12 protein-coding genes and 1 tRNA gene are annotated in these 13,523 nt (G+C 54.4%); 6 read left to right on the top strand and 7 right to left on the bottom strand.

The window, feature by feature from the left end:
- Window positions 1-24 precede the first annotated feature (24 nt).
- The 6 genes from clpX to FDK21_RS04895 form a co-directional block, all read right to left on the bottom strand.
- Window positions 25-1,293 carry an ATP-dependent Clp protease ATP-binding subunit ClpX gene (gene clpX, locus FDK21_RS04920; protein ID WP_114008912.1) on the bottom strand — a complete coding sequence of 423 codons (1,269 nt, stop codon included), beginning with the start codon at window positions 1,291-1,293 and terminating at the stop codon, window positions 25-27.
- 258 nt (window positions 1,294-1,551) lie between these two features.
- Window positions 1,552-2,205: an ATP-dependent Clp protease proteolytic subunit gene (locus FDK21_RS04915; RefSeq protein ID WP_138147677.1), complete on the bottom strand. Its 654-nt coding sequence runs from the start codon at window positions 2,203-2,205 to the stop codon at window positions 1,552-1,554.
- Window positions 2,206-2,796: 591 nt separating this feature from the next.
- A complete protein-coding gene (locus FDK21_RS04910) occupies window positions 2,797-3,252 on the bottom strand; it encodes a DUF1499 domain-containing protein (RefSeq protein ID WP_114008915.1) in 456 nt (151 codons plus the stop codon).
- Window positions 3,253-3,347: 95 nt separating this feature from the next.
- Window positions 3,348-4,700, bottom strand: a complete 1,353-nt coding sequence (gene tig, locus FDK21_RS04905; protein WP_114008916.1) for a trigger factor — start codon at window positions 4,698-4,700, stop codon at window positions 3,348-3,350.
- A gap of 371 nt (window positions 4,701-5,071) precedes the next feature.
- A tRNA-Leu gene (locus tag FDK21_RS04900) sits at window positions 5,072-5,156 on the bottom strand.
- Window positions 5,157-5,316: 160 nt separating this feature from the next.
- Window positions 5,317-6,954: an NAD(P)H-hydrate dehydratase gene (locus FDK21_RS04895; RefSeq protein WP_138147675.1), complete on the bottom strand. Its 1,638-nt coding sequence runs from the start codon at window positions 6,952-6,954 to the stop codon at window positions 5,317-5,319.
- Window positions 6,955-7,445: 491 nt separating this feature from the next.
- On the opposite strand from FDK21_RS04895, the gene FDK21_RS04890 reads away from it, so the two are divergent.
- From FDK21_RS04890 to FDK21_RS04875, 4 genes are all read left to right on the top strand, one after another.
- Window positions 7,446-7,784: a P-II family nitrogen regulator gene (locus tag FDK21_RS04890; protein ID WP_114008918.1), complete on the top strand. Its 339-nt coding sequence runs from the start codon at window positions 7,446-7,448 to the stop codon at window positions 7,782-7,784.
- Window positions 7,785-7,930: 146 nt separating this feature from the next.
- The gene (glnA, locus tag FDK21_RS04885; RefSeq protein ID WP_114008920.1) at window positions 7,931-9,340 is read left to right on the top strand and encodes a type I glutamate--ammonia ligase; all 1,410 of its coding nucleotides are present in this window, start codon (window positions 7,931-7,933) and stop codon (window positions 9,338-9,340) included.
- 232 nt (window positions 9,341-9,572) lie between these two features.
- Window positions 9,573-9,992: a hypothetical protein gene (locus tag FDK21_RS04880; RefSeq protein WP_210238671.1), complete on the top strand. Its 420-nt coding sequence runs from the start codon at window positions 9,573-9,575 to the stop codon at window positions 9,990-9,992.
- Entirely contained in the window at window positions 9,974-10,333 is a 360-nt protein-coding gene (locus tag FDK21_RS04875) for a hypothetical protein (RefSeq protein ID WP_138147673.1), read from the top strand. Before FDK21_RS04880 ends, FDK21_RS04875 begins: the two co-directional genes overlap by 19 nt.
- 131 nt (window positions 10,334-10,464) lie before the next feature.
- Here the strand turns inward: FDK21_RS04875 and FDK21_RS20565 are convergent, their stop codons facing one another.
- Entirely contained in the window at window positions 10,465-10,638 is a 174-nt protein-coding gene (locus FDK21_RS20565; RefSeq protein ID WP_157967597.1) for a hypothetical protein, read from the bottom strand.
- A gap of 340 nt (window positions 10,639-10,978) precedes the next feature.
- Between FDK21_RS20565 and parE the strand changes: the two genes are divergently transcribed.
- Together parE and FDK21_RS04865 are read left to right on the top strand one after the other, a co-directional pair.
- Window positions 10,979-13,039: a DNA topoisomerase IV subunit B gene (gene parE, locus FDK21_RS04870; protein WP_138147672.1), complete on the top strand. Its 2,061-nt coding sequence runs from the start codon at window positions 10,979-10,981 to the stop codon at window positions 13,037-13,039.
- Window positions 13,008-13,436: a TIGR02301 family protein gene (locus FDK21_RS04865; RefSeq protein WP_114008925.1), complete on the top strand. Its 429-nt coding sequence runs from the start codon at window positions 13,008-13,010 to the stop codon at window positions 13,434-13,436. The genes parE and FDK21_RS04865 overlap by 32 nt, the downstream gene beginning before the upstream one ends.
- Window positions 13,437-13,523: the final 87 nt, after the last annotated feature.

The raw sequence follows: 13,523 nt of genomic DNA, 5'->3' as shown, positions 1-13,523 counted from the left end.
TTGAAACATTTGATCTTTGAACCCTCAGGCGGTTGAAGGCTCAGCTTCGGACTTGATGTCGCCATAGATATAGAGAGGACGAGCTTCCCCCTTGATGACATCACCGGAAATAACCACTTCCTCAACACCCTCAAGGCCCGGTAGCTCATACATGGTGTCGAGCAAAATGCCTTCGAGAATCGAGCGCAGGCCACGAGCCCCGGTTTTACGTTCAATCGCCTTGCGAGCCACGCCACGCAGAGCCTCTTCGTGGAATGTCAGGCGCACGCCCTCCATTTCGAACAAGGCCTGATACTGCTTGACGATCGCATTTTTCGGCTGCGACAGAATGGAGACAAGCGCGTCCTCATCCAGATCTTCCAACGTCGCCAAAACCGGCAAACGACCGACAAATTCCGGAATGAGACCGAATTTCAGCAGATCTTCAGGTTCCAGCTCACGGAACAACTCGCCCGTGCCACGTTCGTCCGCATCCTTGACCTTGGCCGAGAAGCCGATGGACGTGTCATTGCCACGCTGGGAAATGATCTTGTCGAGACCAGCAAAAGCGCCGCCACAAATGAACAGAATGTTGGAGGTATCCACCTGCAGGAATTCCTGCTGAGGATGCTTGCGCCCCCCCTGAGGCGGCACAGAAGCAACCGTGCCTTCCATGATTTTCAACAAGGCCTGCTGCACGCCCTCGCCCGATACGTCACGGGTGATCGAGGGATTGTCGGACTTGCGGGAAATCTTGTCGATCTCATCAATATAGACGATGCCGCGCTGGGCCTGCTCGACATTATAGTCAGCAGCCTGCAGCAGCTTGAGAATGATATTCTCGACATCTTCACCCACATAACCGGCTTCAGTCAGGGTGGTCGCATCCGCCATGGTGAAAGGCACATCAAGAATACGGGCCATGGTCTGGGCAAGGAAGGTCTTGCCGCAACCGGTTGGACCGATCAGCATGATGTTCGACTTGGCAAGTTCGATCTCGGTGCTCTTCTTGCCATGAGCCAGACGCTTGTAATGGTTATGAACGGCGACAGACAACACACGCTTGGCACGATCCTGCCCGATAACGTAATCATCCAGCACTTCACAGATTTCCTGCGGAGTCGGAATGCCGTCCTTGGATTTGACCAGCGAAGACTTATTCTCTTCGCGGATGATATCCATGCATAGCTCAACGCATTCATCACAGATGAAAACGGTTGGACCTGCAATCAGCTTGCGCACTTCATGCTGGCTCTTGCCACAGAAGGAGCAGTACAGCGTGTTCTTGTTATCGCCACCACCGGCCTTACTCATGTAGGTGCCTCTTCTCTCGTTGCCAGAAGACAGAATCCGTTCAACTCTGCCCGCATGTCTAGTTTATGGTGCTGTGCATAGGCTGCAAGCAAAATAAACCCATCGGTTGGTCTGCTGTTGTATTAATTTTTCCAATTACCACAACAGCAGAGCATATTTCTAAAAGGATGTACCCCAAATCATCAAGATAGGCTTAATGCAACCCTATTTTGGGGACACATCACGCGGCCGGAAACATTCCGGCCGGTGCACCGGATTTTATTCTTTCCCGGCATCCTTCTGCTCTTCAGACTCGTCCGCCAAAGACTCACGATTCTCGACAACACGATCCACAAGACCCCAGTCCTTGGCTTCGGTTGCGGTCATGAAGTGGTCGCGATCAAGGGTCTGCTCGACGATGTCATAGTCCTGATCGCAATGCTTGACATACACTTCGTTCAGGCGACGCTTCATTTTCAGGATGTCTTCGGCGTGGCGCTGGATGTCAGACGCCTGCCCCTGGAAGCCACCAGATGGCTGGTGAACCATGATGCGGGCATTCGGCAGCGCGTAGCGCATGTCCTTTTCACCGGCGCACAACAGCAACGACCCCATCGATGCGGCCTGTCCCATACACAGCGTCGCAACCGGTGGCTTGATGAACTGCATGGTGTCATAGATCGACATACCAGCGGTCACAACGCCACCCGGCGAGTTGATGTAAAGCGAAATCTCTTTCTTCGGATTGTCCGCTTCAAGGAACAGCAACTGGGCACAGACCAGAGCCGCCATGTGATCCTCGATCGGACCAGTGATGAAAATGATGCGCTCCTTGAGAAGGCGCGAATAAATGTCGTAAGCGCGTTCACCCCGGTTGGATTGCTCCACAACCATGGGAACCAAATTCATTGCAAGATCAATCGGATCCTTCATTGCACTTTCCTTCTCAAGACCTCTTCGGCCATCCGTTCAGAGATGGAGCCTCTACATTGCCCCATCTCGGCTCATTCCGTCCGGCGCAAATACCGACAAACCCTCGCCTGCCGTGCATCCTTGCCGCGCAACATCACGACACCATAACCCCCTGCACGGGATTGCGGCCAAGTGATGGCACCACCACCGACCGCCCTTGTCGATTATGATTTAACCGGCCTGCAAGCGCACTCCCTGAGGAAAACCGCTCAACAGATCGCCGATCCGCATCATCAAGGCCTCACGCTAACTACGACTCGAATCGCCTGCACGGACCACTTTTCATCGTCATAGCATCGCGAAAATGAAGATTTTACTGACAAGCGCAATTGGCCCGCCCAAACCGTCAGCGTCCGTCAACAGAGGGCAATCTTATCCACCCCACTTATGCACTGACCAGCCCCATTCAAGGCTTTTGGTGAATCCTTTGAAGAAAGTCCACTACGAATTTCCTCAAACGCCGTTCGCCAGTTTCACACATGAAATATGGACACAAACAACCAGAAAACGTCAATATTTCAACATCCTTGCAACAGAGACGATAACAAAGACCTATTCCTCGGCTTCATAAAGAAGCTTGAACGCCTCGAACCGCTGGCGATTCTCCCCCATGTCGGCAAAGCCCACCCGCGACTGCGATCGGTAATGCACCTTGCGGGCAGCCACGTCGAAATAGACCTCGACATCATCACGAAACCGGAAGATAGGGCTGACCGCAATGGCATGGATATAAGTCGGCTTTTCCTTGATGATCGCAACGGTCCCAAGTGCCTCAAACGCCTGTTTGACAGCATCGACCGTCTGGGTGATGTCGGCCTTGAAGGCAAGGCTCGGCACCCGCTTTTCTTCATCTGCCGCCTGACTGGACACGCCGTTGGGCCGCGCCGAAAGTGCTGGCAGGCGCCCTTCCCTGACCCCCAGATCCGTGGGAGGGGTGATGTTCAGATAGAAGGCGATGATGATGAAAGAGGCAATCGCGAGAACAACACCGCCGACAATTCCGTTCATGGGATCTCTTCTCACTTGGATGATGATGGGGCCAAACGCAAACCGCCCGCGTCCGGAAGGCGCGGGCGGCATGCTCATTCGATAACGAGGAAGGCTTAAGCTTCTTCGTCTTCGGCGATCATTTTCTCCAGCTCTTCCTTGGTAACGGTCTTCTCTTCAACCTTTACCAGCTCGAGCAGGTAGTCAACGACCTTCTCTTCAAAGATCGGTGCGCGGATGGATGCAAGGGCATCGGCATTCTGGGTGTAATATTCAAACACCTGACGCTCCTGACCCGGGAACTGCTGCGCGCGCTGCATGATGCCGCGCTGAACCTCTTCGTCATTGACCTTGATTTCGTTCTTGTCGCCAATTTCGGAAAGAACCAGACCAAGGCGCACACGACGCTCGGCAATCGCCTTATATTCTTCGCGGGCTTTCTCTTCGGTGGTGTCTTCGTCCTCGAAGGTCTTGCCAGCTTCGTTCATTTCAGAGTTTACCTGTTTCCAGATATTCTCGAATTCCTGCTCCAGAAGAGTAGGAGGAACTTCGAACTTGTGCAGTTCATCAAGCTTGTCGAGAAGCTGACGCTTCACGCGCTGACGGGTCATCGTGCCATACTGGGAGACAACCTGATCTTTCAGGATCTCTTTCAGTTTGTCGAGAGACTCGAGACCCAGCTTGGTTGCGAACTCATCGTCGATTTCCAGCTCGCCCGGAGCCTGAACTTCCTTGACGACGATTTCGAACTCAGCGTCTTTACCAGCCAGATGCGCTGCGCCATATTCCTCAGGGAATGACACTTTGACAACGGTTTCGTCGCCAGCGGACACGCCAACCAGCTGCTCTTCAAAGCCCGGAATAAAGGTGTTGGAACCCAGAACCAGTTCAGCATTCTCGTCTGCGCCGCCATCAAAGGCTTCACCATCGATTTTGCCAAGATAGGACATCAGAACCTTGTCGCCGTCTTCAGCTTTGCCTTCTTTGGCCTCAAACGGACGGGAGCTTTCGCCGATCTGCATCAGGCGCTCATCGACTTCGCTGTCCTCGACTTCAACAACCGGGCGCTCGATTTCAACGCCGGAAACATCAGCCACTTCGATTGCTGGCATCACTTCATAGATGATGTCGAATTCGAGATCCGCTTGCGCATCCATGATTTTCATGGCTTCTGCTTCGTCCTCGGTCATGTTGTACCGAGGCTGCATGGCAGCTTTCTCATTGCGCTCTTCAAGGGAAGTGCGGGTGGTTTCGCCGATCAGATCCTGAACGATTTCACCCATCAAGGCCTTGCCATGGAGCTTGCGGACATGGGATGCAGGCACTTTACCTGGGCGGAAGCCGTTAATGCGGACCTGGTCCTTGATCTCGTCGATTTTGGCGACCAACTTGGCTTCGAGATCAGAAGCAGGAATCACGACTTTCAATTCGCGTTTCAGACCTTCGGACAGGGTTTCGGTTACCTGCATATCTATCTGCTTTCGTTCTTGTCATATACAATATGGTTCGGGGCATGGTCGGATGACATCCAATAAGGATGCCAGACTCCGTCAAACCCAATTTCGTTTCGACCGCCGTCGTCTGATGAAAGACAAGCCAGTTCCGAGCGGGTCAAGACAAAGATCTCCTCGTCGGCTCATTCGAACCGTACACCCCTCAGCCCTGTCCCGATCGTCCTGCCAAGACCTGCCAGACCCCCGATTGCTCGGACCTCTGACAGACCATTGCCAAGAATCCTGAATGCGCGTCCTTATCCAAAAAACCACAACGCTTTTCGGGGACACGCAATTCAGCCGGTCTGTCTTCCCTCTTTCACCCTTCAAGCGGCAAAAGAGGCGATTGGTACGGGTGGAGGGACTTGAACCCCCACGGCTCTCGCCACCAGAACCTAAATCTGGCGTGTCTACCAATTCCACCACACCCGCACGGCAAGCGCAGTTAGCGCCAGCAAATCGAGCGGTGCCTCTATAGCACCCGATAGAGAAAGCGCAAAGAAAATTTCACATTTCTCTCCTTATTCCCCAACCTCTCTGGGGGAATCCGGTGAAAGCCTGTTGCTTTCCGCCCTTTCTCGCGTGCGGCGGATTAATCATCCAGCATCATGAAATCCGCATCCACCCCATTATCAGGCACAATTTGGGCCAATTCTTGATACAGCGCCGGCAAAGCTTCGGGCAAATCCTCTGAAATCAAGCCCGGCCCCAGTGCAAGCCCCGCCTGTCCATGGAGCCAGACCCCGGCGGACGCAGCATCGAGCGCCGGCATCCCCTGAGCCATCAACCCGGCAATGATGCCAATTAACACGTCACCACTGCCAGCTGTCGCAAGATAGGGCACGCCTTGAGAATGGATCACCGCTCGTCCCTCTGGCGAAGCAATGATGGTGTCAGCCCCCTTAAGCACCACATGGGCGCCACTGCGTTGCGCGGCCATCAGCGCGCAATCGAGCTTTGACAGTCCCTTATCTTCCCGCACCCGGTGCGACAGGTCAGGAAACAGACGGGCAAACTCGCCCTCATGAGGGGTCAGCACAAGACAGCCTGAGCGGGCAGCCGGGCTGTCACGCAAACTGCTAAGATCAAACTCACCCATCTCGATGCCCTGCGACACACAGGTGATCGCATCCGCATCAAGCAACAGGCACAGATCACGTTCAAGAATCGTATAAAGGAGAGAGCGCTGCTCAGGGGCCGTTCCCATGCCGGGCCCAGCGACCAGCACATCATAGCTCCGGCGCGACAACACCGTAGCCAGACTGGCGGCATCCTGCACAGGCTCAACCATAATCGCCGTGATTTGCGAAGCCACCACATGAGCTGCATCCGGTGGCGGCGCCACCGTTACCAAACCGGCCCCTGCCCGCAAAGCGCCCCGCGCGGCAAGGCGTGCAGCACCGGAATGAATGGCATCGCCCGACAAAACCAGACAATGGCCCCGGTGGAATTTGTGGTCAGCCAGACGGCCTGATGCAATCCGCTCAATCGGCTTCAGGGCTTCCGGCCAGTTATGAACCCAGAGCGCGGGAACATTCTCCGTCGCACAATGGCCCGTTTCCTCGAGTAGCTGAGACGGAATACCGATATCGACACAAGACACGTCACCGCAAGAGGCCTTGCCCGGATAAAGCAGATGACCCGGCTTCTTGCGAAAGAAAGTCACGGTTCGATCGGCCCGTACGGCCGCACCGGCAATGTGACCACTGCTGCCATCCACACCGCTTGGCAGATCAACCGCCACGACCGGCAGTCCGGATTGATTGAGCGCGTCAATCAGATCCGCCAACTCCCCGGAGATCGGCCGGGTCAACCCGGCTCCGAACAGCGCATCAATGACAATATCGGCATCATCCCACAACCCTGGTGACAAGGCGAAAACCTCATCGCCCCATTCATCTGCAGCCAATGCGGCATCGCCTTCAAGCTCTTCGATCGACACCGAGCAACCCAGAATGACGCTCCACCCCTCCTCTTCCAGCAGACGCGCAGCAACAAATCCGTCCCCACCATTGTTGCCCGGACCACAGAGAATACAGACCATACCCGACGCGCCGGATCCGGTTTTCTCTTCTAACAACTCAATCGCAGCCTCGGCAACTGCCTGCCCCGCCGCTTCCATAAGCTGATATCCGGGCACGCCACTCTCAATGGTCAGGCGATCCGCCTCGCCCATTTGCTTTGGCGTCAGTATCTCAGCAGCCACCCCGAACCGATCCAATTTTGTCATGATGCCGTCCCTTGCTCTGGCCGCCAGTTCCGCAACCGACCAGATTCACTCAACAATGCGACAAAGCCTACCGACGAGCAGGCTGCGGCACAATCAAACAAGCACGCCCTCACCACAAAAAAGTGTCGAACAAGACGAGGCACCTTCAGCGCAACAGCTGCCCTTATATTATGCAACCAAAGGGGTAAATATGACAAAATGGCGCGAAAGTAACCCGACCGCCCCCTGCGACACAAAGGATGAACAGGGCTATTTTGACTACTATTTCATCAATTGCCTATTTTTATAGCTTATCCTTTCCCCAATATGCCTGATAAATCGTCCTCGTCATACTGGCGAAGCCTGCATTTTCCTGCTTTTATCAACATCAACCGAATTGGCATGAAGAATGCATAATTTCTGACAAACCTACCAACGCCCCACATGGGCGATGAGCAACAGACACGGTTCACGGCTGACAACAGCGGCGCAACTTGGGGAAGCAAAGAACGATGAAGAAAATCGAGGCAATCATCAAACCTTTCAAACTTGATGAAGTCAAAGAAGCGCTGCAAGATGTTGGCCTGCAGGGTATCACTGTCATCGAAGCGAAAGGCTTTGGACGTCAGAAAGGCCATACCGAGCTGTATCGTGGCGCAGAATATGTCGTCGACTTCCTGCCAAAGGTAAAAGTTGAAGTCATCCTGCCGGAAGATCAGGTCGATGCCGCCATCGAAGCGATCCAGAAAGCGGCCCAGACCGGGCGCATTGGCGATGGCAAGATCTTCATCTCCACGGTTGAGCAGGTCATTCGCATCCGTACCGGCGAAACCGGCGTTGACGCGATCTAAGCGACCAGATGAAGGTCCCTCACCCGGACCGACACAGAACCACACCTTCTAGAGAAAACTAAGGAACAAGGCAGGTCTCGCCCCGACGAGAAACAGATCGGCTCCGCGAGACCTGCTTGGGAACACAGACAGTAAAGGATACTGGAATGAGCACACCAGCTGAAATCGTAAAGTTGATTTCCGAGCAGGATGTCAAATATGTCGACATCCGCTTTACCGATCCGCGTGGCAAGCTGCAGCACGTCACCGTCATTGAAGATCAGGTTGACGAAGACTTCCTCGAAGAAGGCTTCATGTTCGACGGGTCTTCCATCGCCGGTTGGAAGTCGATCGAAGCATCTGACATGAAACTGATGCCTGATTGCGAAAGTGCCTATATCGATCCTTTCTACGCAGAAAAAACCCTCTGCATCCATTGCTCCATCGTCGAGCCGGACACCGGCGAAGCCTATGAGCGCGATCCACGCGGCACCGCAGAGAAAGCCGAAGCTTACCTGAAATTCTCCGGTATCGGCGACATCTCCTACTGGGGTCCGGAAGCAGAATTCTTCCTGTTCGACGACGTTCGCTATTCCAACACCATGAACAAGGTATCCTATGAAGTGGATGCGATTGACGCGGCTTGGAACACCGACAGCGAATATGAAATGGGCAACATGGGTCATCGTCCTGGCGTTAAGGGCGGCTACTTCCCGGTCAACCCAACCGACCATGCGCAGGACATCCGTTCCGAAATGCTCTCCACCATGAAGAGCATCGGCATGAAAGTCGACAAGCACCACCACGAAGTGGCGTCTTGCCAGCACGAACTCGGCCTGATCTTCGGTTCCCTGACCAAACAGGCAGATGAGCTGCAGAAATACAAATATGTGATCCACAATGTGGCTCAGGCATACGGCAAAACCGCCACCTTCATGCCAAAGCCGATCTATGGTGACAACGGCACTGGCATGCACTGCAACATGTCCATCTGGAAAGACGGCAAGCCGCTCTTTGCTGGCGACAAATATGCAGACCTGTCTCAGGAAGCCCTGTACTTCATCGGTGGTATCCTGAAGCACGCCAAGACCCTGAACGCCTTCACCAACCCTTCGACCAACTCCTACAAGCGTCTGATTCCAGGCTTCGAAGCTCCGGTGCTGCGTGCATATTCTGCTCGTAACCGTTCTGGCTGCGTTCGTATTCCTTGGACCGAAAGCCCGAAAGCAAAACGCGTTGAAGCACGCTTCCCGGATCCTTCCGCGAACCCATATCTCTGCTTCGCAGCACTGCTGATGGCTGGCCTTGACGGCATCAAGAACAAGATCGATCCAGGCCCGGCAATGGACAAAAACCTGTATGATCTGCCTGCTGAAGAACTCGAAGGCATCCCAACGGTTTGCGGTTCCCTGCGTGAAGCCATGGACGCCCTTAAAGCGGACCACGACTTCCTGCTGGCTGGCGATGTGTTCACCAAAGACCAGATCGACGGCTACATCGAACTCAAGATGGAAGAAATCGAGCTGTTCGAACACACCCCGCATCCGGTGGAATTCGGCATGTATTACAGCTGCTAAAGTGTTTGGCTCCGCCAAACACGCCGAAGCGACCCTCTTGTGAATAGGTCGAAGCGGCAGGTGCTTTTCCCAAAAGCACCGAGCGCAAAGAATCAAGAAAGGGCCGGTTTCCACCGGCCCTTTTTTTTGCAATCCGTTATCCATCCCACAACTTTTCCGAGTTTTTTACGGAGCGGCTAAATAATTATGACGATCAACCGGCCTCCCGACACAGAGGATGAGATAATTGAACATGCTGGAAGAAGCAAAGAACCAACTGTTTAACGCCGAAAGCAAACTCAAAAAGAGAATGACTTTCATAGCGCTCGCCTACCTCGGGATTGTTTGTACTTGGGACCTGTTCTATCCGAGCAGACAGGTGAACTATAGGCTGGATGTCACATTCGAGGTCGATGGCGTGCCTGTCACGGGCAGTGGCGTCTTTCAGCTTACCGTTTGGACGCAACCAGAGTTGATAACGTTTGTGTCAGGCGGTCAAGAAACCACGGGCGAGGCTGTGACTGTGGAATTGCCCAATCGCTCCGATCTTTTCGTGTTGATGGCCGTTTGGGATGAAGAAGAATGGGTGAGCACAAGCCACGCTTCTCCACGCTTTGATGACCTTCTTTACTATGCATGTGGTGTCCACGACAGATGGAAAAGGAGCGCTTGAGCTCAGCCTCTATTGCCCGGATCATCGCAGAATTGAAGGGCACGTGTTTCATTCCAGACGAGCAGCTGCCCATTATGGTGCGGTTTGTAAATGCCGCAAACCCCGCGACTGTAGAACGGGTCTATCCTGACCATCCTGAAACAACTTTGGACGATGGGGTGAAGTTTATTGAAGCGCGTGTAACGATCACAAATGCCGCGATTACAAACGGAATCTCGCAGCGTCTCCCCTGGTTGGACGAAGAAGCCCGTAGTTCGAGTATTCTCACGAAAGCGATGAGTGAAGATCAAAACACTTCCACATTTGCAAGATCGCTTGTTCGCGATTACTTCAAAAGATAATTTCTTTTGCGAAAGCAATCGAAGTACGACTTAGCCTCGACCATCACTATTTTTGGAACCTGACTAGAGCGCCTACGAACCAAACGCCAGCGGCTGGTAAGATAAAATGGCCATGGAACTTTGAAACACTGTCACATCAACAAAAACAGCATGGCCAGCAAAATGGTGGCAGCCATATTGGTACGAAAAGACAGCTCCGTTGCTTCGCCCACCCGTTGCTGCGCTTGTCCCGCCCGATAGAGGCTGGATCTCAGCTCGACGACCGAGCTGCGCAACTCATCAATATCTGCTTCTACGCGGTTCATTCGTTTTTTGGATCCTGTCTGATCACGCCCCAAGCATAACCCGGACAGAATAAAGCCCAAATCGTTAACAAACATTAACCATACTTCAATTTGTTCAAATCAACCGATGAATGGTGAAAAGAAACGGGTCCGTCTTGACAGGGCAGCCTCCGCGCTTGCAGCGGGTCAACAGCCAAACATCCACATTTCTGCCGTCCGACTTGACCGGACGTCGTTTCCCAAAGACATTGAGGCAACAAAACGGCGCCTGATTCGAACCGACGAAGCGCCAGAAACAAGAACCGGCCCCGCGAAACCCAAGCAAGCCGCGATCTATTGTTCCTCAAACAATGGGTAGTCAATGTCTGCATCAGATGATCTTTTTGCTGTCATGCCAACTCCGAAGGGCAACAAGCCTGTTGCCAAGCAACCAAAGGCAGCAGACATAGCCGCCAAGCCGGCGACATCCCCTGCCCCGATCCCGGCGGCAAAAGCGGACTATACAGCAGCCGACATTGAAGTCCTCGAAGGCCTTGAACCCGTTCGCCGCCGCCCCGGCATGTATATTGGCGGCACCGATGAGAAGGCACTTCACCACCTGTTCGCCGAAGTCATCGACAACTCGATGGACGAAGCGGTTGCGGGACATGCCACATGGATCGAAGTGGAGCTGCAGACCGACGGCATGCTTGTCGTCACTGACAATGGCCGCGGCATTCCTGTTGACCCACATCCGAAATTCAAGGACAAGTCGGCGCTGGAAGTGATCCTGACGACACTCCATGCGGGCGGCAAATTTGATTCTGGCGCCTATGAAACATCTGGCGGCCTGCATGGCGTGGGCGTGTCTGTGGTCAACGCCCTGTCCGAGACCCTTATTGTCGAAGTGGCGCGCAACAGGAAGCTCTATCGCCAGTCCTTTTCCCGCGGCATTTCCCAGGGTCCTGTCGAAGAATTGGGCGATGTCCACAATCGCCGTGGCACCAAGGTCGCCTTCAAACCCGACCATGAGATTTTTGGCAAGAAGGCCCGTTTCCGGCCTGAACAATTGCTCAATATGGCACGCTCAAAGGCCTATCTGTTTGGCGGGGTCGAAATCCGTTGGTCCTGCGCACCAGAGCTGCTGGAGCATTCCCCGGAAGTGCCACCCAAAGCCACCTTCCACTTCCCCGGCGGTCTGAAAGACTATCTGTCTGCGACGCTAGGCAAACAGAATCTGGTGACACCGGAAATTTTTGCAGGCAAGAGCGAGAAGACCAGTGGCCACGGCGCGGTCGAATGGGCCGTCTGCTGGTTTGGTGGCGACGGCTTTTCCAATTCCTATTGTAACACCGTGCCGACACCAGAAGGCGGCACCCATGAGACGGGATTGCGCACAGCTCTGCTGCGCGGGCTGAAAAACTATGCCGAACTGACCAACAACAAAAAAGGTGCTCTAATCACCGCTGACGACATCATGACCAGCGCTGGCGCCCTTTTGTCGGTCTTTATCCGCGAGCCGGAATTTGTCGGCCAGACCAAGGATCGTCTGGCAACCACGGCAGCCACCCGGATTGTCGAACAGGCCATCCGCGATCAGTTCGACCACTGGCTGACCAACGCACCGCAACAGGCGAACCGTCTGCTTGAATGGGTGGTGGATCGGGCCGAAGAACGCCTGCGCCGCCGCAAGGAAAAAGACGTCACCCGAAAATCGGCTGTCCGCAAGCTGCGCCTGCCGGGCAAGCTGGCCGACTGTTCGCAGAATGCCAAAGGCGACACCGAAATCTTCATTGTCGAGGGCGACTCAGCCGGTGGCTCCGCCAAACAGGCCCGCAACCGGTCGACGCAGGCGGTCCTGCCTTTGCGCGGCAAAATCCTCAACGTTGCCAACGCCAGCCGCGACAAGCTCCATGCCAACCAGCTGCTGGCTGATCTGGTACAGGCGCTGGGCTGCGGCACGCGCAAGACCTATTCCGATGAAGAATTGCGCTATGACCGCGTCATCATCATGACGGACGCCGACGTCGATGGTGCGCATATTGCTTCGCTGCTATTGACCTTCTTCCAGCGCGAAATGCCACAACTCATTCACAATGGCCATCTCTATCTCGCCATTCCTCCGCTCTATCGCATCTCTCAGGGTGGCAAGACGCTCTATGCCCGCGATGATCGTCACAAGGATGAGCTGCTGGCAACGGAGTTCAAAGGCAAGGGCAAGATTGACATTGGCCGGTTCAAGGGCTTGGGGGAAATGCTGCCCGCCCAGCTCAAGGAAACCACCATGGACCCCAAGCACCGCACATTGCTGAAAGTCCAGATCATTGATATGGTGCCCGGCGAAACCAAGGATGCCGTCACCCGGCTGATGGGCAACAAACCCGAAGCCCGCTTTGAGTTCATTCAGGAAAATGCCGAATTTGCGACCGATCTCGACATTTAACCCGCGCTTGTTGGGCATGCGCTGGCTTGCCACGGGCTTTTTGGGCCTCGGTCTGGCCTTCTGTGTGATCGATGCGCCAAAGGCAGCCGAGAATCTACCACCCTATGAGCAGAGCCTAAGACGGTTGAGTGCAGTCGTTGGTGCCCTGATGTTTCTCGATCCTCTCTGCAACAACACCAGCGCCACCAGCTGGTATGAACAAATGGCCGCCCTGCTGGATGCCGAAAATGCAGACGACGCCCGTCGCCGCAACATAACGGATCGTTTCAACCGCGCATATCGCACCTATGCCCGCACCTATCGCTCCTGCAACAGCCAGGCAGCCAAGATCACCGAGATCTACCACGCAGAAGGTCAGGCCCTGCTCAATCAGCTCAAACTGAAACATGCCCGTTAACCATTTCGGTTAATTTCTACGGATAAGCTTAACCCTTTCGTAACCACCTTCCCATCTGACGCCCGAATTGTGCTACATCTGTCCTCA

The organism is Cohaesibacter sp. CAU 1516 (genome assembly GCF_005771485.1).
Taxonomy (GTDB): Bacteria; Pseudomonadota; Alphaproteobacteria; order Rhizobiales; family Cohaesibacteraceae; genus Cohaesibacter; species Cohaesibacter intestini.
This window is presented reverse-complemented; position numbering and strand designations above follow the sequence as displayed.